The sequence below is a fragment of the Ensifer sp. WSM1721 genome, assembly GCF_000513895.2.
Lineage (GTDB): Bacteria > Pseudomonadota > Alphaproteobacteria > Rhizobiales > Rhizobiaceae > Sinorhizobium.
In genome coordinates, this window is record NZ_CP165783.1 from 205,121 (window position 1) to 226,425 (window position 21,305).

General features: G+C 63.0%; 17 protein-coding genes. 13 read left to right on the forward strand and 4 right to left on the reverse strand.

Features of this window, described 5'->3' with window-relative positions:
* Positions 1 to 2: 2 nt before the first annotated feature.
* Entirely contained in the window at positions 3 to 1,535 is a 1,533-nt protein-coding gene (locus tag M728_RS18770; RefSeq protein WP_026621373.1) for an acyl-CoA carboxylase subunit beta, read from the reverse strand.
* A 140-nt stretch (positions 1,536 to 1,675) separates the two neighbouring features.
* On the opposite strand from M728_RS18770, the gene M728_RS18775 reads away from it, so the two are divergent.
* The 5 genes from M728_RS18775 (at position 1,676) to M728_RS18795 (ending at position 7,431) form a co-directional block, all read left to right on the forward strand.
* Positions 1,676 to 3,094 (forward strand): short-chain fatty acyl-CoA regulator family protein, encoded by a 1,419-nt coding sequence (locus tag M728_RS18775; RefSeq protein ID WP_026621374.1) that lies wholly within the window; start codon positions 1,676 to 1,678, stop codon positions 3,092 to 3,094.
* Positions 3,095 to 3,220: 126 nt separating this feature from the next.
* Complete coding sequence (locus M728_RS18780; RefSeq protein ID WP_026621375.1) at positions 3,221 to 4,363, forward strand: isobutyryl-CoA dehydrogenase; 1,143 nt, start codon at positions 3,221 to 3,223, stop codon at positions 4,361 to 4,363.
* Between the two features lie 12 nt (positions 4,364 to 4,375).
* Positions 4,376 to 5,482, forward strand: a complete 1,107-nt coding sequence (locus tag M728_RS18785; protein ID WP_051440933.1) for an enoyl-CoA hydratase/isomerase family protein — start codon at positions 4,376 to 4,378, stop codon at positions 5,480 to 5,482.
* Between the two features lie 18 nt (positions 5,483 to 5,500).
* Complete coding sequence (gene mmsB / locus M728_RS18790; RefSeq protein ID WP_026616491.1) at positions 5,501 to 6,397, forward strand: 3-hydroxyisobutyrate dehydrogenase; 897 nt, start codon at positions 5,501 to 5,503, stop codon at positions 6,395 to 6,397.
* A 632-nt stretch (positions 6,398 to 7,029) separates the two neighbouring features.
* Positions 7,030 to 7,431, forward strand: coding sequence for a hypothetical protein (locus M728_RS18795; protein WP_245269720.1), 402 nt, complete (start codon positions 7,030 to 7,032; stop codon positions 7,429 to 7,431).
* A gap of 179 nt (positions 7,432 to 7,610) precedes the next feature.
* On the opposite strand, the gene M728_RS18800 is transcribed toward M728_RS18795, so the two are convergent.
* Positions 7,611 to 8,360, reverse strand: a complete 750-nt coding sequence (locus tag M728_RS18800) for an SDR family oxidoreductase (RefSeq protein WP_026621377.1) — start codon at positions 8,358 to 8,360, stop codon at positions 7,611 to 7,613.
* 145 nt (positions 8,361 to 8,505) lie between these two features.
* Entirely contained in the window at positions 8,506 to 9,258 is a 753-nt protein-coding gene (locus M728_RS18805; protein WP_026621378.1) for a carbonic anhydrase, read from the reverse strand.
* A gap of 408 nt (positions 9,259 to 9,666) precedes the next feature.
* On the opposite strand from M728_RS18805, the gene M728_RS18810 reads away from it, so the two are divergent.
* From M728_RS18810 to M728_RS18825, 4 genes are all read left to right on the forward strand, one after another.
* Positions 9,667 to 10,749 carry a substrate-binding domain-containing protein gene (locus M728_RS18810; protein ID WP_026621379.1) on the forward strand — a complete coding sequence of 361 codons (1,083 nt, stop codon included), beginning with the start codon at positions 9,667 to 9,669 and terminating at the stop codon, positions 10,747 to 10,749.
* Positions 10,750 to 10,828: 79 nt separating this feature from the next.
* Positions 10,829 to 13,084, forward strand: a complete 2,256-nt coding sequence (locus tag M728_RS18815) for an ABC transporter permease (RefSeq protein WP_026621380.1) — start codon at positions 10,829 to 10,831, stop codon at positions 13,082 to 13,084.
* Positions 13,077 to 13,862 carry an ATP-binding cassette domain-containing protein gene (locus M728_RS18820; RefSeq protein WP_026621381.1) on the forward strand — a complete coding sequence of 262 codons (786 nt, stop codon included), beginning with the start codon at positions 13,077 to 13,079 and terminating at the stop codon, positions 13,860 to 13,862. Before M728_RS18815 ends, M728_RS18820 begins: the two co-directional genes overlap by 8 nt.
* Positions 13,863 to 14,033: 171 nt before the next feature.
* Positions 14,034 to 14,993 (forward strand): S1C family serine protease, encoded by a 960-nt coding sequence (locus tag M728_RS18825; protein WP_026621382.1) that lies wholly within the window; start codon positions 14,034 to 14,036, stop codon positions 14,991 to 14,993.
* Positions 14,994 to 15,034: 41 nt separating this feature from the next.
* On the opposite strand, the gene M728_RS18830 is transcribed toward M728_RS18825, so the two are convergent.
* Positions 15,035 to 16,498: a mannitol dehydrogenase family protein gene (locus M728_RS18830; protein ID WP_026621383.1), complete on the reverse strand. Its 1,464-nt coding sequence runs from the start codon at positions 16,496 to 16,498 to the stop codon at positions 15,035 to 15,037.
* A gap of 347 nt (positions 16,499 to 16,845) precedes the next feature.
* On the opposite strand from M728_RS18830, the gene M728_RS18835 reads away from it, so the two are divergent.
* The 4 genes from M728_RS18835 to M728_RS18850 all read left to right on the forward strand — a co-directional run bounded on the left by M728_RS18835 (position 16,846) and on the right by M728_RS18850 (position 21,303).
* Positions 16,846 to 17,910, forward strand: coding sequence for a glycosyltransferase family 2 protein (locus M728_RS18835; RefSeq protein ID WP_026621384.1), 1,065 nt, complete (start codon positions 16,846 to 16,848; stop codon positions 17,908 to 17,910).
* A gap of 221 nt (positions 17,911 to 18,131) precedes the next feature.
* Positions 18,132 to 19,397, forward strand: coding sequence for an ABC transporter substrate-binding protein (locus tag M728_RS18840; protein ID WP_026621385.1), 1,266 nt, complete (start codon positions 18,132 to 18,134; stop codon positions 19,395 to 19,397).
* A gap of 119 nt (positions 19,398 to 19,516) precedes the next feature.
* A complete protein-coding gene (locus tag M728_RS18845; protein ID WP_051440934.1) occupies positions 19,517 to 20,434 on the forward strand; it encodes a carbohydrate ABC transporter permease in 918 nt (305 codons plus the stop codon).
* An 11-nt stretch (positions 20,435 to 20,445) separates the two neighbouring features.
* Positions 20,446 to 21,303: a carbohydrate ABC transporter permease gene (locus tag M728_RS18850; RefSeq protein WP_026621387.1), complete on the forward strand. Its 858-nt coding sequence runs from the start codon at positions 20,446 to 20,448 to the stop codon at positions 21,301 to 21,303.
* The last annotated feature ends 2 nt before the right edge of the window (positions 21,304 to 21,305 follow it).

The window sequence follows — 21,305 nt, forward strand, 5'->3', positions numbered from 1 at the left end:
CGTCAGAGCGGAATCGTGTCGTGCTTGCGCCAGCGGGTCTCGACTTGCTTGTTGCGCAGCGAAGCGAAGGCGCGGGCGATACGGCGGCGCGAGGAGTGCGGCATGATCACCTCGTCGATGAAGCCGCGTTCGGCGGCGACGAAGGGGTTGGCGAAGCGCGCCTCGTATTCCTTCGTCCGCGCGGCGATTTTGTCGGGGTCGTCGAGTTCGGAGCGGTAAAGGATCTCGGTTGCGCCCTTGGCGCCCATCACCGCAATCTCGGCCGTCGGCCAGGCATAGTTGACGTCGGCGCCGATGTGCTTCGAAGCCATGACGTCATAGGCGCCGCCATAGGCTTTCCGCGTGATCAGCGTCACCATGGGCACGGTCGCCTGGCTATAGGCGAAGAGCAGCTTGGCGCCGTGCTTGATGACGCCGCCATATTCCTGCGCCGTGCCCGGCAGGAAGCCAGGTACATCGACGAGCGTCAGGATCGGAATCGAGAAGGCGTCGCAGAAGCGCACGAAGCGGGCCGCTTTCCGCGACGAATCGATGTCGAGGCAACCGGCGAGCACCATCGGCTGATTGGCGACGACGCCGACCGACTGGCCCTCGATGCGGATGAAGCCGACGATGATGTTGCGGGCGAAGCTCGCCTGCAGCTCGAAGAAGTCGCCCTCGTCGGCAATAGCGAGGATCAGTTCCTTCATGTCGTAGGGCTTGGCGGCACTGTCCGGGATCAGGCTGTCGAGTCGCATCTCTATGCGCGCGGGATCGTCGTGGAAGGGCCGGACCGGCGGCTTCTCGCGGTTGTTCAAGGGCAGGAAATCGAAGAGCAGCCGCACGTGCTCGAGCGCTTCGATGTCGTTCTCGTAGGCGCCGTCGGCGACAGAGGATTTCGTCGTGTGCGTACGCGCGCCGCCGAGCTCCTCCGCCGTTACGATCTCGTTCGTCACCGTCTTCACGACATCCGGTCCGGTCACGAACATGTAGGACGAATCGCGCACCATGAAGATGAAGTCGGTCATGGCTGGCGAATAGACCGCGCCGCCGGCGCACGGCCCCATGATCACCGAGATCTGTGGGATGACGCCGGAGACCTCGGCGTTGCGGCGGAAGACCTCGGCATAACCGGCAAGCGATGCGACGCCCTCTTGAATGCGGGCGCCGCCGGAGTCGTTAAGACCGATGACCGGCGCGCCGTTGCGCGCCGCCATGTCCATGATCTTGCAGATTTTCTGGGCATGCGTCTCGGAGAGCGAGCCGCCGAGCACGGTAAAGTCCTGAGAAAAGACATAGACCTGCCGGCCGTTGATCGTGCCCCAGCCGGTGACGACGCCGTCGCCAGCGATCTTCTGGTTCTCCATGCCGAAGTCGACGCAGCGGTGCGTGACATACATGTCGTATTCTTCGAAGGAGCCCTCGTCGAGCAGCACGTCGATGCGCTCGCGGGCCGTCAGCTTGCCCTTGCCGTGCTGTGCGGCGATACGGCGCTCGCCGCCGCCGACCCGAGCCTCGGCCCGGCGGGCCTCAACCTGTTCCAGTATCGCGCGCATCGGTCTCCTCCCGTTTTATTTGATTGTGCAGAGGCTTGTCGGCCTTCGCAATAGCGCCGAAGACTGGATGGCAAAACAGCCGATGATGTGCAAATGTGGAATGTACAAAAATGTGAAATGTAAATTGCGAAGTTGCGAACATGGCGATCGGCAAGCTCTATATCGGCCGCAAAGTCAGAGACCTCCGGGAAGCGAAGCGGATGACGCAGGGGCAGTTCGCCGAGCGGATTGGCATCTCGACGAGCTACCTGAACCAGATCGAGAACAACCAGCGGCCGGTCTCCGCGGCAGTGCTGCTGGCGCTCGCGGAGAAGTTTCAGATCGACATTGCCGAGCTCTCGTCCGGTGAAAGCGACCGGTTGCTGTCGGCGCTTTCGGAGGCCTTGAGCGACCCCTTGTTCGAGACCTATTCGCCGAGCCTGCAGGAACTGAAGCTCGTCGCCCAGAACGCGCCGGGGCTGGCGCATGCGCTGATTGCCTGCCATCAGGCCTATCGGCGCAACAGCGAACAGCTCGCGAGCATCGACGATACCATCGGCCGCGGCGCCTCCTTTGTCGAGACGACCCCTTACGAGGAGGTGCGCGACTTCTTCCATTTCGTCGACAACTACATCCACGAGATCGACACCGTGGCCGAAGCGCTTGCAGGCGAGCTGGGCCTCGGCGATGGCGACAACCACGCGGCACTTGCGAGCTATCTCGAGGAGCGGCATGGCGTGCGCGTCGTGCGGGGCGCGGCCGGCGACGAGGCGATCCGCCGCTTCGATCCGCGCGCCCGCATCCTGACCCTGAACCCCTATGCCCCAGCGGCGACGCGCGACTTCCAGCTGGCGCTGCAGATTGCCCAGCTTCACGCCCGCGAGGAGATCGACCGGGTGGCGGGAAGCGCCGGCTTTCGCACGGAAGAGGCCTACGAGATCTGCCGCATCGGCCTGCAGAACTATTTCGCCGGCGCGTTGGTCCTGCCCTATCAACCGTTCCTGAAAGCCGCGCGCGAATTGCGCCACGATATCGAGCTGCTTGCCGGCCGTTTCGGCGCGTCGCTGGAGCAGGTCTGCCACCGCCTTTCGACGCTGCAGCGGCCGGGGCAGAAGGGCATACCGATCTTCTTCGCGCGCATCGACCGGGCGGGTAACATCACCAAGCGCCACAGCGCCGCCAAGCTGCAATTCGCTCGTTTCGGCGCAGCCTGCCCGCTCTGGAACGTGCATCAGGCCTTCGAAACACCGGGCCGGATCATCCGCCAGCTCGCCGAGACGCCGGACGGGGTGCGCTACCTCTGTCTCGCCACCCAGATCACCAAGGGTGGTGGCGGCTACCGCGCCGCCCATCCACGCTACGCGCTCGCGCTTGGCTGCGAGATCTCCTATGCCGATGCCTTCGTCTATGCCGACGACATGGACCTCGGCAACCGCGCCGCCTTCGATCCAATCGGCATCTCCTGTCGCATCTGCGAGCGCACCAAATGTGCAAGCCGCGCCGTGCCGCCATTGAAGCGTAAGCTGATTGTCGATCATGACATGCGGGGCGCTCTGCCGTATCGTTTGAGCGAGAGGTGAGCCGCCTCGTTCTCTCGATCTGTTCGTTTTTGAACAGATACTGTGAGAATTTGCGTCTGTGCCTGTGCGATGTTTGATGTAACTACAGCGCCACAGCATCAATATGCCGGTCAGGGAGGACAGCATATGGATTTTCGCCTGTCGGAGGAGCAGCAAGCCATCCGCGCGGTGGCGTTCGATTTCGCGCGGGATGAGCTCGCGCCCCATGCGATCGATTGGGATCAGGAGAAGCATTTTCCGGTAGAGACTTTGCGGGCCGCCGCAGCGCTCGGAATGGCCGGCATCTATGTCCGCGACGACATCGGCGGCACGGGCTTGGCGCGCCTCGACGCCGCGATGATCATCGAGGCGCTTGCAACCGGCTGCCCATCGATCGCTTCCTTCGTTTCGATCCACAATATGTGCGCCGGCATGATCGATCGCTATGGCACGGAGGAGCAGCGCCAGCGGCTTCTTCCGCCGCTCTTAACGATGGAGACGCTCGCGAGCTACTGCCTGACGGAGCCCGGTTCCGGCTCGGACGCGGCAGCGCTCAAGACCAAGGCGGTGAGGGACGGTGACGCCTATCTCCTGACCGGTCAGAAGCAGTTCATTTCCGGCGCAGGCGAATCTGGTCTCTACATCGTCATGGCGCGCACCGGCGAGGAGGGGCCAAAGGGCATTTCCGCCTTCGTCGTCGAGAAGGATGTGCCGGGCCTCACTTTCGGTGCCAACGAGAAGAAGATGGGCTGGCACGCCCAGCCGACCCGTGCAGTGATGCTCGACAATGTCCGCGTGCCGGCGGAGAACCGGCTGGGAGCGGAGGGCGAAGGCTTCAAGATCGCCATGGCCGGCCTCGATGGTGGCCGGCTCAACATCGCCGCCGCCTCGCTCGGCGGCGCGCAGGCTGCGTTCGACAAGGCGCTCGCTTATGTCCAGGAGCGGCGTGCCTTTGGGCGTGCCATCGGCGAATTCCAGGCGCTGCAGTTCCGTCTCGCCGACATGGCGACGGACCTCGAAATCGCCCGCACCTTCCTCTGGCGGGCGGCCGCCGCGCTCGACGCCGGAGATCCGGAGGCGACCAAGCTCTGCGCCATGGCCAAACGCTTCGTCACAGATCGCTGCTTTGCCGTTGCCAACGACGCGCTGCAATTGCATGGCGGCTACGGCTATCTCGCCGACTATGGCATCGAGAAGATTGTCAGGGACCTGCGGGTGCACCAGATACTCGAAGGCACCAACGAGATCATGCGGCTGATCGTGTCGCGCGCCATCATGGGACGGAAATAGGAAGGATTTTCCATGGAGATGCAGACCACGCTTCCGGAGGTCATCGTCGAGCGGCAAGGCGCGATCGGCAGGCTGCGGCTCAATCGGCCGCGCGCGCTGAACAGTCTCAACCTGGCGATGATCCGGGCAATTGCCGCGGCGCTCACCGAATTCGAGCGTGACCCGACGATCGCGGCAGTGCTCATTACCGGCGAGGGCGAGCGTGGGCTCTGCGCCGGCGGCGATATCCGCATGATCTATGAGAGCGGCCGCGAACGTCCCGAGGAGGGAGCGCAATTCTGGCGCGAGGAGTTCATCGTCAACAGCCGTATTTCCGGCTATGCCAAGCCCTATATTGCGATCATGGACGGCATCGTCATGGGCGGCGGGGTCGGCGTTTCCTCCCATGGCAGCCACCGGATCGTCACGGAGAGGACGCGGCTCGCCATGCCGGAGACGGGGATCGGTTACTTCACCGATATCGGCGCCACCTGGCTCCTGCCGCATGCGCCCGGCGAATTCGGCACCTATCTCGGATTGACCGGACGCGATATCGGCGCTGCGGCGGCCATCCATGCTCGGCTCGCCGACAGCTTCGTTCCCTCGCATAGGTTGGGCGAACTCATTGCGGCCCTTGGCTCGCTGTCCGCCTCGGCCACGGCGGAGGATATCTCGGAGACGATCCATGCTGTCTCCAGCGAAGCGCCGGCTTCGCTGCTCCTCGACCATGTTGCGCTCATCGATCGCTGCTTCGCCTTCGACACGGTCGAGGAGATTCTCGGCGCGCTGGAGAAGGATGGTTCGGACTTCGCGTTCGAGACGCTTGAGCTCTTGAGGAGCCGCTCCGCGATCAGCCTCAAACTGACGCTCTCGTTGCTGAGAGCCGGGCGCGCGAGCCGGGCGCTCGATGAGTGCCTCGAGCGGGAATATGCGGCGACGCTTGGCATGCTCTCCAATCCGGATTTCTACGAGGGCGTGCGCGCCGCCGTGATCGACAAGGACCGCAATCCCAAATGGTCGGTCGGCCTGTCGGAAGTGACGGCGGAGATGCTCGCGCGGTTCGGCAGGAATGACGGAGCGCCGCTCTTTGGCGGGGGGCGGGGACAGGCGCGGCAGACGGGCGCTTGTGACATGATTTGAGGTGAGGAGGAGAGGCATATGACGAAGATCGCCTTTATCGGGCTTGGCAATATGGGCGGACCGATGGCCGCCAATCTGGTGAAGGCGGGCCACGCGGTCACCGGCTTCGACCTGTCGGAAGCCTCGCGCAATGCTGCCGCGAAGACGGGCGTTTCGATAGCCGGCTCGATCGCTCAAGTCGTGCGCGAGACCGAATGCGTCGTCACCATGCTGCCGGCAAGCTCGCATGTTCTCTATGTCTGGGATGAGCTGCTCGGCTTCGTCGATCCGGGAACGCTTTTGATCGATAGCTCGACCATCGATGTCGAAAGCGCGCGCAAGGTCCACGGATTCGCCGACAAGGCGGGCTGCCCCTCGCTCGATGCGCCGGTTTCCGGCGGCACCGCGGGAGCGGCGGCGGGCACGCTCACCTTCATGGTCGGCGGCAGCGACGGCGCCTTTTCTCGCGGTAAGCACATTCTCGAAGCCATGGGCAAGAAGATCGTCCATTGCGGCGATGCCGGTGCCGGCCAGGCGGCGAAGATATGCAACAACATGATCCTCGGCGTCTCCATGGCCGCTGTGTGCGAGGCCTTTGTCCTCGCCGAACGGCTCGGTCTTTCCCATCAGGCGCTTTTCGACGTCGCCTCGACTTCGTCCGGCCAGTGCTGGTCCCTCACGAGCTATTGCCCGGTTCCCGGCCCGGTGCCGACTTCGCCCGCCAATAACGACTACAAGCCCGGCTTCACCGCGAGCCTGATGCTGAAGGACCTGAAGCTGTCGCAGCAAGCCGCCAGCGCGAGCGGCGCTGCGACGCCGATGGGCGCGCAGGCGGCGCAGCTCTATAGCCTCTTCGAGAAGCTCGGCCACGGCGGCGAGGATTTTTCCGCTCTCATCCACATGCTGCGCGGCAACGAGGAGGCGAAAGCGGGATAGCGCCTGCGGCGTCGCTACGAGGCGGTTGCGCTCCTTCGCTGCGGCGAGGCAGAGCCAGCTTGGTCTCGCTTCCTTCGAGCATGTAACTGTCACTCAGAGCAGCGACTGGCCAAGCCAAGCGGCGGCAACACGCAGCTGATCACGAATTCGGATCACCCGAGATCATGAACGTGATTGATTCTAAAGAGTTGTTGGGATGCGGGCGGAAAACCGCCTAGACTTTCCTCGTCCCGCTCCAGCGACCGGCTGCCGACGTAATACGGTCTTTGGTCCTTCACGTTACCTCATCAAGCCAAACAATCTGCGCATTCAGAGGACGCGTTCGCTCCCTCTCTTTGCGCCACGCAACTTAATGCCGGGAACATTGCGCGAGATTGTGCATTTGAGAGAATACTAATTTAGGGAGAACAAAAATGCGCACTCTAGAGGCACTTCTCACGACTTCCAGCCTGACATTGATGTCAGCCGCTTTGCTTGCGTCGGCGGCTCCCGCGAAAGCCCAAGAGGTCGAGCGGCCAGTGCTGACGGCTGCGCAGTGCAGTCCCCTTACGGAGAGCAATTATGAGCTTTGCTGCATTGCGTTGAACCGTGCCGAGATTCTCTCGGCAACAGAAATCGGGCAATGCCCACCGTTGACCACTGCGCTGATCGCGCCGACGTTAAGCGACGAACGGGGCGACGACCGCGACGACGGCAACGGCGGCGGCAACCCCGGCGGCGGCAACCCCGGCGGCGGTAACCCTGGCGGTGGCAACCCCGGTGGCGGCAACCCCGGCGGCGGCGATGACGATGACGACGACAACGGCGGCGGCGATGACGACGACGACGACAATGGCGGCGGCGGCGATGACGACGATGACGACAATGGCGGCGGCGATGACGACGACGACAACGGCGGCGACCATGACGACGACGACAATGGCGGCGGCGATGACGACGACGACAACGGCGGCGACCATGACGACGACGACAACGGCGGCGGCGACCATGACGACAACGGCGGCAGCGACAACGACCGTAGCGACGACCGCTAAGCTCTTGCACCGAGTGATCCGCGGGTGTCCAGCCTCTGCTCCGCAGAGGGACACCCGTCACCCTCGCGACAAACTAACACGCGCAGTCGCGTCAGCTCCGGCTGGCGCGACTTGCTTATTCATTCTCTCAAAAGCGCGGAGGGTCGGAGCAAGGTTCCGGATTGGGGCCGGCACCGGTTTCACATCTGCACGGTCATCCCGCCGTCGACGGTGAGCGTGATGCCGTTGACGAAGCTTGCCGCTGGCGAGGCTAGGAAAACGGCGGCCGGGGCGATCTCCTCAGGCCGGCCCCAGCGCTTCAGCGGAATGCGGACGTCGACGAAGGCGTTAAGCGCCGGGTCGGCTGCGAGATGCGCATTGGTCTCGGTCGCAAACCAGCCAGGCGCGATCGCGTTGACCGTCAGATTGTCGGCGCCAAGCTCCACAGCCAGTGAACGCGTCAAGGCTGAAAGCCCCCCTTTCGCCGCAGTATAGGCGGGGTCGCCGGCTCGCGCAGCGAAGGCGGCAATCGAGGTCACGAAGATCAGGCGGCCGGCCGAAGAGCGTCTGAGATAGGGAAGGGCGGCTCTCGCCACCGCGTAGGCCGCCGTCAGATCGGTGTTCAGCAGTGCCGCGAATGCGTGCGGCTCCATGGCCTCGGTACCGCGGCGATCCCGCTCGCCGACCGCATGAATAAGGATGTCGAGCTGCCCGGTCTTCTCCGTCGCTTGCTCAAGAATGGTTTCGATGTCGCGCGTGATGTCACCCGGCGCGATCCCGACGGCAATATCCTCGCCGGCAACGCGCCTCTGCGCGCCTTCGAGACTTTGCCGGCTGCGACCATTGATCACCGTCCAGGCTCCTGCCCGTGCCAGGGCCTTGGCCATTTCAAGCCCGAGTCCGCGTCCGCCGCCTGTCACCAACGCGGTCCTGCCGTTGAGATCGAACATCCTGTCCTCGTTGCTGCTTGAATCATCGCAAGAGGACATTTGCAGCGAAAGGCACCATTTTCAACAGGCGGACAGGCGAGCGACGGCCGGAACGGGACCACCCCGGCGAGCGACAGGCGCCGAGGCGGTACGGTTGATGGGCTGATCAGCTGGAACTCAGCACATAGCGGCGGTTGGCGGAAAGCGCCGGCCGGGCGTTCATCGAATAGAGCGCAGTGAATTTCTTGATGTCGGCGGGATCGACCTCGACCGGTTCCATCGCCACCATCCAGTCCACTATCTCGCTGCAGGGCGGGGTCGTGAGCGATCCTTCATAGGCCCAATATTTGAGCGAGGAGGGCAGGAGGCCTTTCGCATCGATGGAGTCGAACGCGGCTTCCTCGCCAGCCTCTCGCGGGAACTTCGCGGCAAGGCTTGCGAAGGCCGGGTTGCTGGCGCCGGGGACCAGAAACACGCCGAGCACGCCGAGCGCACCCGTTTCGGGGTGCTTGTGGACGAAATGCACCTCCATCGGGAAGCTCTTGCCCTCCACCAGATGTTCGCTCGGGGCGTGGAAGTGGTATTGCACCAGATCGTAGGTCTTGTCGCCGCGCTTGAGCGTGCCGCCGGGGGCAGCCTTTACCTGGATCGTGTGGCCGTTGTTGAGGATCGTGCCGCCGCTCTTCCAGTCCGTCGCGAGGTCCGGGATATCGGCCTTGATGGCGCCAGTGATGTCGATGGGGGATTGCTGCGAGCCGGCCGAGCAGGCACCGTTCTCCTCGCCCAAGGAACCCCAGTGCTCGGGACCCTCTTCGCCCTCGTAGCTCCAGTGCACGCGTTCTGCGGCGAATGCCGTCTTGACGCAGAGCGGGCACGCGGCAAGAAGAGCCAAACCCCTGAGGAAATTACGTCTTTCCATTCCTATTCCCTTTCGAATGAGCACGAGCCGAGAGCGCCCGTGGGGGCGGGATGTTGTGCGTGCAAACCTGTCGAACAACTGTCAGAAGAACGCGGTTGAAAAAAGCTTGCGCAAAATGGATAGCGCTAGCGGCAGAGGTCTTTTGCCGGAGAAGGAACGCCGCCCTCATTTGTAACACTTTTCGCCATTTACTTGCGCCGGATCTGCGCAGAGAATAGCGCATGGGAGGAAGCGTTCGGCGCCCTCTCGACAAAAGCGCTCGAACGGCTTTCGCCCGCTAAATAATGGAGCGGGAGGAGGCGGAGTGTCCGCGGTTTTCCACCCGATCCCACTCTATCCAACGGGAAGCGATCACGTGAGGTTCTGGATTTTCCAGCCGGAGTCACGGTGATCCGAGGGAGGAAAGCAATGAGGCGAATTTTGCTCTGCGCGGTTTCGGCCGCGGCGTTATCACTCGGCGTTTCATCTGCACTGGCGCAATCGGGCAGCGTTGAGAAAGCCGTCGGGGGCTATAGCTTCGACGAGGCGGCCAAGGAAGCTCCGGAAACCAAGGATTTCCATTCGGCTGACGGTCACCTGACGTTTGCGATCGTGACGCACACGGCCGGCAACGGCTTCTTCGATCCGGTCTATGTCGGGGCGAAGGTGGCCGGCAACATGATCGGCGCCACGATCCTGTTGCTCGGTTCGGAATCGCCCGTGGACGATCCGGCCCGCGAGATCGAAATTCTGAACCAGATCGTCCGTGATCCGACCATAGACGGCATCATCATGACGACACCACAGGTCGGCGCCTACAACGACATCGTCAAGGCGGCGGAGGCGGCCGGCATTCCGGTCGCCACGACGAATTCCTTTGACGGCACGCTGCTGAACCGCAACGGCATCAGCCATACCGGCCAGGATGCTTCGGCCGCCGCGATCGGCGGCGAGGCGCTTGCCAAATGCGTGCTCGACAGCGGCAAGACCAGCGGTACGATCGTCCTGCCCTCGTCGACCGCAATGGGCAACATTGAGGTGAACAACCGCGTCACCGCCGCCTTCAATGCCATCGTCAAGACTCTGAAGGATGCCGGCAAGCTCGATGCCTTCAAGGTCGATGCAGGTCCGGAAAATGTCGGCATCGATACCAACCCCAACGATCCGGTCAACGCGCTCGTTTCGCTCTTCGAGTCGCGCGGCGACGTGGTCGGGGCGTTCACGGCCAACAACGTCTTCACGCCGCCGCTCGTCAAAGCGGTGGAACAGATGGGATGGACGAACAAGTTCTGCGCTTACGGCTTCGATCTCGGCCCGGCGCAGCAGGAGGGCATCGCCGCCGGCAATCTCACCGGTTCCCTAGGGCAGCAGCCCTTCCTGCAGGGCTTCTGGCCGGTCATGCAGCTTTACCTGCAGATCGACCGCGGCATCTCGGCCGCCAATCTCGACACGCGCGCTCAGTTGGTGACCAAGGAGACGGTCGGAAAGGTCGGCAAGCGCTTCGAGAATTGAACGGACCCGAAACTCCGGAGCGGCGACAGCGAAGGCGGCGCTCACCGCTCCGGTAGTGAGGCAGCAAGCGGAAGACACCATGGTGACGGCCAAGACGACTTCGCTCGGACGCCCGCCGCCGCAACTGGCCGGCGGCTGGGAGATCGGGCTCCTCCTGTTCCTCGTGCTGATCTACCTCGGTGGAGCTGTCGTCAATCCGACTTTCTTCGGGTCGACCGAGGCCCTTCACGCGCTGTTGCGCGATACCTCAAGGGTCGGCATCATTGCCGTCGGCATGACCTTCGTCATCGCCAATAAGGACCTCGACCTCTCGGTCGGTTCCACCTACGGACTGATCGCGGTCGTCTTCGCGAGGCTCTTCGCCTCCAGCTTCCTCGACCTCGGCATCGTCACGACCGTCGTCCTTTGCCTGCTTCTCGGGGCTGCGATCGGCCTCCTCAACGGCGTGCTCGTCACGCTCCTTAAAGTGCCAGCTTTCATTGCGACGCTGACGATGCTCTTCATAGGTCGCGGATTCGTGCTGGCGCTGACGCACGGCCAGGCGATCTATTATTCCGGCAAGGCCAGGGATTACCCGCTCTTCTTTCACTTCGGCGAGACGAATATCTTCGGTTTCAACAACCAGATCGCCATCTTTTTCGTCGTCGCGATCATTGGCGCCTATGTGCTCGCCAAGACCCGCTGGGGTTACGAGACCTTTGCGACAGGGGGTAACGAGCAGGCGGCGGTTTATGCCGGCATCCCGACCAACTGGGTGCGCGTGCGCGCCTATCTGATCTCGTCGCTTTCGGCCACCCTCGCCGCGCTGATGGCGGCGGCGCAGGATAAGGGAGTGACGCCCCTCTACGGCGTGAGCTGGGAGCTCACCGTCATCGCGTCCGTCATCATCGGCGGTGCCTCGATCCTTGGCGGCCGCGGGAAGGTCATCGGCTCGTGCCTCGGCGCCGCACTCGTCGTGCTCATCGACAAGGTGCTGCGAGAGGGCTGGCCCATCACCCGCAGCGTCGTCATCGAAGGCGAGGTCATCGAGGTCAGCGCCAGATACACCCTGCCGGCCGGTGCAGTGTTGGTTTTCCTCGGCCTCCTTCTCGTACTCGCCGTCCTCATCGAACCTTACCTCATACGGCGGCAATGGGCCGGCCGTTTCTGGGCTTGGCTGCGTCGACGCCCGCCGCCGCCCGCGCTCGAAACGGGCGGAGTGGCGCTGGAGGCTGTCCAGACCAAGGGGGCGATGGCGGCCGACATGGAGTTTTCGGCCAAGGGGCTCGGCACATTCCTCGCCCGTCGCGATGCGCTCGCCATTATTCTGACCGCCGTGCTCTGGCTTACGGGGCTTGCGCTCCGTCCGGACTACTGGTGGACGCTCTCGAACACCTTCGCCATTCTGCTCAACTATACCGAGCTGGCGCTGATCGCGGTCGGCCTGACCTATGTGATCGCAGGCGGCGACATCGATCTGTCGGTCGGGGCCGTGCTTGCGCTTGCCGGTAGCACGGCGGCCTATTTCCTGAAGGTGCTGGGCGCCGATCCCATGACGGCGATCGCGATGGGCCTTACGGCGGGGATGATCGCCGGGCTCGTCAACGCCATGCTCACGATCGGGTTCAAGCTGCCCTCCTTCATCGCTACGCTCGGCATGTTCTACATCGCCCGCGGTCTCGCCGCCTGGCTCGTTGCCGGCCGGCAACTGACCGGCTGGAGCGAGACGTACAATCTCATCGGGCGCAAGGTGAACGACGTTCTCCTCTATTTCGGCATGTCGCTGCCGCCAGGGCTTCTCCGCGCGATCGCCGAGGTCGTCAGCGTCCAGACCCTCTGGATGTTCCTTGTCGCCGTCGTTGCCGGCATCGTGCTCGCCTATACGCCCTTCGGGCTCAAGGTCTGCGCTACTGGCGGAAACTTGCGCGCCGCGGCCTACGCCGGCATCAACACCAACCGCGTGCGCTTCCTATCGCTCATGCTGGCGGCGCTCTGCGCGACAATGGCCGGCATCATCAACATCGCCTATTTCCGCAGCTTCAACCCGGTCGCCGGCCAGTTCCGCGAACTCGATGCGATCGCCTCGGTGATCATCGGCGGCGGCTCTATCTTCGGCGGCCACGGCAGCATGATCGGTTCGCTTGCGGGCGCGGCCGTCATCACGCTCGTCCGGGCGCTGCTGCAGTTGAACGTACAGGGCTTCAGCATGCCGCAGCACTGGATCAACGTCTTCATCGGGGTCATCCTCATCGTCGCGGTGCTCATCGACATCTGGGTGCGCCAGGCGAACATATTCGGCAGGCTTAGAGCGCGGATCGCAAAACGCGCACCAACGGGAGCAGGCACGCATGGTTGAGGCGACATCCGAGCCGATCGTCGAAATGCGAGGCATCGAGAAGGCTTTCGGCGCCGTGCAGGCGCTGCGCAACGTCGATCTCGTCCTTTATCCAGGCGAGATCCTCGGCCTTGTCGGCGACAATTCGGCCGGCAAATCGACGCTGATGAAAATCTTGACGGGTGCCTACCAGCGCGATGCCGGCGAGATCCTCGTCGCGGGCGCGCCGGTGCAGTTCAAGAGCCCGCATGAGAGCCGCGACGCCGGCATCGAGATGATCTACCAGGATTTCGCGCTCTGCGGGAACATGGATGTCGGCCAGAACATCTTCCTCGGCCGCTGGCCGCTCAAAGGTCCCTTCGTCGATCGGCGGGCGATGTATCAGGAGGCGGATCGCGTGCTGAAGCGGCTGAAGGTGGACGTGAACTCCGTCTATCAGAAGGTCGAGAGCCTGTCGGGTGGGCGCCAGCAATCCGTTGCGATCGCCCGCGCCATTTCCTTCGAGCCGCGTGTCGTGATCCTCGATGAGCCGACCGCCAATCTTTCCGCCATGGCGACGGAGCGGCTGCTCGAAACCATGCTCGAACTCAAGCGCCAGGGGGTCGCCCAGATCATCATCTCGCACCGGCTGGTCGACATCTTCGCCGTGGGTGATCGTGTGATGGTGCTCAAACGCGGCGAATATGTCGGCGACCGCTACATCAGGAACACCGACGAACACGAGGTGCTGGAGATCATCGTTTCCGGCACCCGCGAGACGGCGCTGACCGCCGACGAGGCAAGGCAGAGTCGGGCGTGAGCGTGGCTTGAACGCCAGGCAGCGCGTTCATATCTCCTTCCTGGAAGACGGTGATGCCAGTCGGGTCTTAAGCTACCCGGCCAGCCATCATGAAAGTGCCTGCGCAGCCGGTGACCGTCACCTTCGCACGCTGCTGCACCTTCCATGCACACAAGTTCGGAGGGATAGGTCATGGGCTACATTGACAAGAACATTCACGCAGCATCCGATGCCGACCTCCTCGACGCCTATTCGCGGACGGTGACGGATGTCGTCGATCGCGTCGGACCGGCGGTGAGCCGGATCGAACGGATCGGCGGGCGCGGAGGGCAGGGATCCGGCTTCGCGATTTCGCCGGACGGGCTGATCGTCACCAACAACCACGTGGTCGAAGGCGCGCGCGGCATTCGCCTCAAGATGCCGGACGGCTATGTCGGCGAGGGGCGGATTCTCGGGCGCGACCCGGACACGGACCTGGCGCTGATCAGAGCGGATGCGAGCCTCAGCGCCTCGGCGCCGCTCGGCGATTCGAAGAACCTGAGGCGAGGGCAGATCGCCATCGCCATAGGCAATCCTCTCGGCTTCGAGTGGACGGTAACGGCCGGTGTCGTCTCGGCGCTCGGTCGGTCCGTCCGGGCGGCGACCGGACGCCTGATCGACGACGTGATCCAGACCGATGCGGCGCTCAACCCGGGTAATTCCGGCGGTCCCCTCGTGTCCTCGGCCGGTGAGGTAGTGGGCGTCAACACGGCTGTGATCCAAGGTGCGCAGGGCATTGCCTTCGCCGTCGCCGCGAACACCGCCAACTTCGTCATCTCGGAAATCCTGCGGTTCGGGCGCGTGCGTCGGGCCTTCATCGGGGTCGCCGTCGACACGATCGCCTTGCCGCGGCGCGCGGCGCTACGCGCCGGTGTCAGCGCGGAAACCTCGGTCAGGCTGCGCCGGGTGGAGGCCGGCGGCCCGGCCGATCAAGCCGGTCTCCGCGAAGGCGACTTCGTGCTTCAGATCGACGGGAGCCCGGTTCTCGGCGTCGACGATATGGTCCGGCTGCTGGATGGCGAACGTATCGGACGGGCGACCGAGTTTCTGATCTATTCGGTGGCGAACGAAGTTGAACGCAAGACCGTGCTGCCGGTCGCGCGAAGCTCATGACGGGTTCGTCTCGGCCCGTCTTCCTTGGAGAGATTCGCCCGTCACGCGTAGTCGCGAAGAGTCGCTGCTGCCCCCTTCTCGAAGAGCCTCGTCAGAGCGTTGATGAGCGCGAGCCGGAACGGAGCACTTTCTGAAAGATCCGTGCCGAAGACGTCCGTCATCGTCAGGAAGGCCGCGACGATTCCTTCCGGATCGCCCATCCCCTGCGTAAGCTCGGCGATGCGGGCGGCATGGGGATCCCGTACGTCGATCGGTTGGCCCACCTCGTCCAATCCGCGCGCATAGCGCATCCAGGCGGCAACGCCGAGCGCCAGGCGGTCGTAGCCAGCTCCCGCTTTCAGCCGGTCGCGGATCGTACCGAGAAGCCGCTGCGGCAGCTTCTGCGAACCGTCCATGGCGATCTGCCATGTGCGGTGGCGCAGCGCCGGATTGCGAAAACGCTGGAGGAGCTCGGCACGGTAGGCCGCAAGGTCGAAACCCGGCAGCGGCGGTAGCGTCGGGCTCACCTCTTCACGCATCAGCCCTTCGACCAGCGCTTCCATGCCCGGAAGCGCCATGGCGTCGGCGACCGTTTCGGCGCCGGCGAGATAGCCGAGATAGGCGAGCGTCGAATGGCTGCCGTTCAGGAGGCGGAGCTTCATCATCTCGAAGACGGCGACGTCGTCGGCAAAGAGCGCCCCGGCCTTCTCCCAGGCGGGCCGGCCGAGCGGAAAATCATCCTCGATCACCCATTGCCGGAAGGGCTCGGTCATCACGGGCCAGGCATCCTCGACGCCGAGCGCCGCCGCGATCGCACTCCGGTCGCTGTCCGTCGTTGCCGGGACGATCCGGTCCACCATGGTGGAGGGCGAGGCGATGCTCCGGACAAGAGCGGCAAGCGCGGGATCGCGGAGCTCCGCGAAGCGCGTGACGACACGTTTCAGCACGTGCCCGTTGGACGGGAGATTGTCGCAGGTGAGCAGTGTGAACGGTTCGTTCCCGGCGCTCTTTCGGCGGGCCAGCGCCTCGACGATGAAGCCGATTGCCGAACGGGGCATGCCGGGATTGTCGAGATCATGAACGATGTCGGGATGATCTTCGTCGAGAGTGCCTGTTGCCGGATTGTGACAATAGCCTTTTTCGGTGATCGTCAACGACACGATGCGGGTGGAGGGATCGGCCATGCGGCGAAGGACGGCTTCGGGGTTCTCCGGCGCGCAGAGCAGCTCGACGACGCTGCCGATCACCTGCAGTTCTTCGCCGTCGCCGTCCTGGACCTTGAGCGTGTAGAGCCCGTCCTGTGGGGCAAGAGCGTCCCGGGTTTCGGGGCTCCTGAGCGAAACGCCGCAAATGCCCCAGAAGGGATCCTGTGCGAGCACCGCGTCGGTGAAGGCGGCCTGGTGTGCCCGATGAAACGCGCCGATGCCGAGATGGACGATGCCGACGGTCACCCGTGCGGGGTCGTAGTTCGGCCTGCCAACGTCCTTGGGTAGCTGGCCGAGCGTCTGTCTTGAGAGCCGTGTCATGAGGTCCGCCTTTCGCGGGAGGTCGCCCGCCCGGCGATCGGTTGGCTGATAGGCATCTTGCTCCTCCCCGCGTTTTCTCGAAACAGCCAAGAGTTGATAGGCCAGTCGTCGAGATCGAGTCAATCGCCGCCGCCGACGCTGGGGCCGAAGTGGACCGGACGGACGAGGTCATGCAAATGCCATAATGGCTGAAGACGTTCTCGTACATAGATCGACCACGATCTTCGCCGCCCGCTTCGCCTTGGAGGCTCTTTCGCCGCATTTGCGGTTTTCAGAGCGGGCAAAATCTCCCAGGACCTGATGAGAAGGTTCGCCGCGACCAAAGCAGAATTGCGAGGTTCAATGCGATGCATTCCATCCAAGACCATCTTCCAGTCTCAATCATCATTGCGAACTACAACTATGCGCGTTTCCTGCCGCGGGCTATCGAGAGCGCGCTGGACCAAAGCCACAGTGACGTCGAGGTCATCGTCGTAGACGACGCATCGATTGACGATTCGGCCGATGTGATCGCCTCGTATGGAGGGAGGATCAAAGCCCGCATGCGCGAGGCGAATGGAGGCCATGGCGCAGCCTTCAACACGGGATTTGCGGCGAGCCGGGGAGCGATCGTGCTCTTCCTCGACGCCGACGATTACCTTTACCCCAACGCCGTCTCCGAGATAGTGGCCCGTTGGCAGGGCGATACGGCCCAGATGCAGTTCAGGCTGCACATCGTCGACGAATGCGAGCACGTCAACGATGTATTCCCTCCGCCGGAGGTGCCGTTCGATTCGGGCGACGTCACCCCGCAATTGTTGCGCCGGGGGCGGTATCAGACGACGGTTACCAGCGGGCTCGCCTTTGCCCGCTCGGCGCTCGAAACCATCATGCCGATGCCGGAAAGTGAATTCCGGCAAGGCGCCGACGGCTATCTCGTGACGCTCGCGCCGCTTTACGGAAAGGTGACATCGCTCGACATCTGCCTCGGAGCCTATCGCATGCACGGAGGCAATCATTCGATTTTCGCCGAAAAGCTTGGACAGCGAGCGCGTTGGCGAGTGGAGCACGACTTTCACCGCCTGCATGCGCTGGCAGCTCAGGCCGAAGACGTCGGGCTGGTGGTGTCGCACGACGCCAATCTCCGCGATCCGATGCATCTGGAAGAACGGTTGGCTTCCCTGTGCGTCGACAGTCAGCGCCATCCAGTCGCTGACGATTCCAGGATAGCGCTCGGTACTGCCGGTGCCGTCGCAAGCTTGGAGATGAACGTCTCCCTGCGCCGTCGCGCTATGCTGGCGGCCTGGTTCCTGTCCGTTGGACTCCTTCCGCGCCGCATGGCAACAGCGGTGTTGTCCTGGAAGCTCGTCGCCTCTTCAAGGCCGGCCTTTCTTGCGCGGCTCTCGAAGACCATCCGCCATGTGACGGGGTAGGCTCGGGGCCTACTCGAAGTAACTACTAATGCAGCCCTCTCTAAATAAATCCTGATGTGATAGATTGGCCTCGGGAGCAACGTCGGCTTGTGGAGAGCCCGATGACGGTCCGGCCCGTGGGTCCGACATCATCGACGTTGCATCAGCGTCTCCGTCAAGCCGGATCGGGTGGGGCCTCGATGAGGTGGTCCCGCGCTGGAGCTCGGATTGGGAGGTGTATAATGGTGCGCAAACTGTGTCTCGCCCTCGCTGTCGCAGCATCCGCATTCGCGATCAGCGCGTCGGCCTGGGCCGATATTACGATCCTCGTCCCCTCGGGGAGTGAAGGCGACGGCCTGAGAGCGGCTGCCGACGACTACTCCAAGATGAAGGGATCCAAAGTCGAAATCGTACAAGCACCCTACGCGAATGTCTTTGAGAAAGCAGCCAATGCCGGCCAGACCAAGTCGGGTGCTTTTGACATCGTTCTGATGGACGACCCCTGGATCCCGTTCTTTGCCGAGAATGGCCATCTCGAGAATCTCGATCCGTATTTCGCCAAGACAGGCGTGCCGGCACCCGACAACGACTTTCTTGCGAAATCTCTGGCTGTCTGCCGTAACCCGTACAATACCGGCCCGTTCGTCTGCATTCCTTACGTCGGGAACGCGCAAATGTTCTTCTATGACGGTGCGAAGTTCAAGGAAGCTGGCGTCTCCGGTGTGCCGGCCACGTGGGATGACGTCTACAAGGCAGCGAAGGCGATTACTGACGCCGGCGGAGGACGTTTCTACGGTTACGTGTTCCGCGGCGGGCAAGGCAACAATGTTGTCGCCGATTTCATGCCGCTGCTATGGTCGTATGGCGCCGACCTCTTCAATGCCGACCGCACCAAAGTTACCCTCGATACTCCCGAAGCCAAGAACGCCATGAAGATGTTCATGACGCTGAAAGAGATCTCGCCCAAGGGTGTCGAGAGTTTCGCTCCGGAGGATGTCGGGCGCGCAATGACGTCTGGCATCGCGGCCTCGTCGATCAACTGGCCGAACTGGGTGGCTACCTTTGAGGACCCGAGTCAGAGCCAGGTCGTCGGCAAGATCTCCTACGCGCCAATGCCGGCAGGCACGCACGCCGGCTCATCGGAGATCGGCCATTGGACCATGGGGATCATGTCGGCTTCGAAGAACAAGCAGGAAGCCTACGACTTCATGGTTTGGGCGACCTCGCCGGAGCAGATCAAGATTTCCGCCACGCGCGGCAATCCGCCGGTCCGCTTCTCCGTGTTCACGGATCCCGAACTGACCTCGCAACCGCAATTCCGGCATTATCCGACACTGATGCAGGCGATCAATTTTTCGACGCCTCGGCCGCGCCATCCCAAGTGGCCCGAAATCGAGAATGCGCTCGGCATTGAGCTTTCGAAGGCGGTGGCCGGCACTGAGGACCCGGATAAGGCGTTGGCCAATGCACAGGCGGCGATTCAAAAGATCGCCGGCATCAGCCAATAGCGGGCCGGCTGGTTCCGCATCAACAAGGGCAAGCGGGGCGAGCCCTCCACTTCCCGCGCTGATCGGCGACGCGTTGCCGCGATGCTTGGTGCAACAAGGAATCGGAAATGCAAGACCGGATGTCTGATCTGGCCGAGACTGGGGGATGGGGAGGCGCTGGCGGAGCCTTCGAGCGCTGGCGCGAACGGCATCTGCGCGTTCTGATGCTTGCACCGGCCCTGTCGATCCTTGCTGGGCTGACGCTCTTCCCAACCGTCTACATGTTCACGGCGGCAGTACAGAAGGTGAGCCCCGACCCGGATGTGCCTCGCGAGTTCGTCGGCCTCGGCAACTTCGCGAGGATGCTAACGGATCCGGAGCTCCACCTTTCCGTGAGGAATACGGTTCTGTTCGTCGTCGTGGCTGTCACGCTCGAGTTTTTGCTCGGCCTCGGCCTCGCCTTGCTGTTCGACAAATATCTTCGCAGATTAAACTTCCTGAAGACGATCCTGCTGATCCCCATGATGATTCCGCCGATCGCGGTCGCGCTGACGTGGAAATTGATCTATCAGCCGCAATTCGGTGTCCTTAACGAGCTGATGTTCCGTCTGGGGCTACCCTCTCAGGCCTGGGCCGGCGATGTCAATCTCGCCATGGCGACGATCATCGCGGCAGACGTTTGGGAGTGGACGCCATTCATCTTTCTGTTAATGCTGGCCGGGCTCGCGAGTCTGCCGTCGGAGCCCTATGAGGCGGCAGAGGTCGACGGGGCGTCCGCCTGGCGCCAGTTCTGGGACCTGACGATCCCCTTTCTCAAGCCGGTGATCGCAATTGCCTTGCTTCTGCGCATCATGGATGCGCTCAGGCTGTTCGATCTCGTCTTCATTCTGACCGTGGGCGGTCCTGCCGGGGCAACCGAAACGCTGAGCCTCTATATATTCAAGGTCGCGTTCACGTTCGTTGACATCGGTTACGCCGCGGCCGTGTCGCTGGCGGTGCTGCTTGTGACGGTCGGCTTCAGCACCTGGTTTATCAAGCGGATGCGATTGGCGGATTGAGGAGGCACCCGATGGCTACGCGTGCATGGCATCGCCCTACCGACGTGCTCCTGCGAATCCTGGCCTACTTTGCGATGGCGGTCGCCCTGTTCATCACCGTCTTCCCCGTCTATTGGCTGGCGGTAAATTCGTTCAAGCTCGACATCGACATCTTCGCGGTGCCGCCGGTCTGGTTCGACTTTTCCCCGACTCTCAAGCACTACGAAGCGGCCTTCATAGGCCAGCCATTCCTCATCTACGCCTTTAACAGTCTGGTGATCGCAGTCGCGACAACGGTCATTTCGCTGATCTTCGGGACCATGGCCGGCTACGCCCTGGCCCGCTTCCACTATCCGGGCAGATGGCGCTACCAGATCTCGTTCTGGATACTGTCGACACGCATGATGCCACCGATCGTCACGATCATCCCTTTGTTCATTTTCTTCAACTTCTTCGACCTGTTGAATACCACCCTTGCCGTCGTCGTCGCCTACACCGCCTTCAACCTTCCCTTCGTAACCTGGATGATGAAGAGCTATTTCCAGGACCTTCCGCCAGAGCTCGAGGAAGCTGCAATGGTCGATGGCGACACGCGCTGGGGTGCCTTTATCCGGATCGCCCTTCCGCTGGCACGGCCGGGCATAGCGGCGACGGCGATCTTCAGTCTTATCCTGGCGTGGAATGAGTTTCTGCTGGCGCTGATCCTTACCCAGACGGACCGCTCGATGACGCTCCCGGTTGGAATTTCCGGCCGGGTTACGCAATACACCACCCATTGGGGAGAAATCAGCGCCGCCGGCTTTCTCGCCAGCGTCCCCATCATCATTTTCGCGTTGATCGTGCAGCGCCATCTCGTTCGAGGCATCTCCTTCGGCGCGGTAAAGGGGTGATG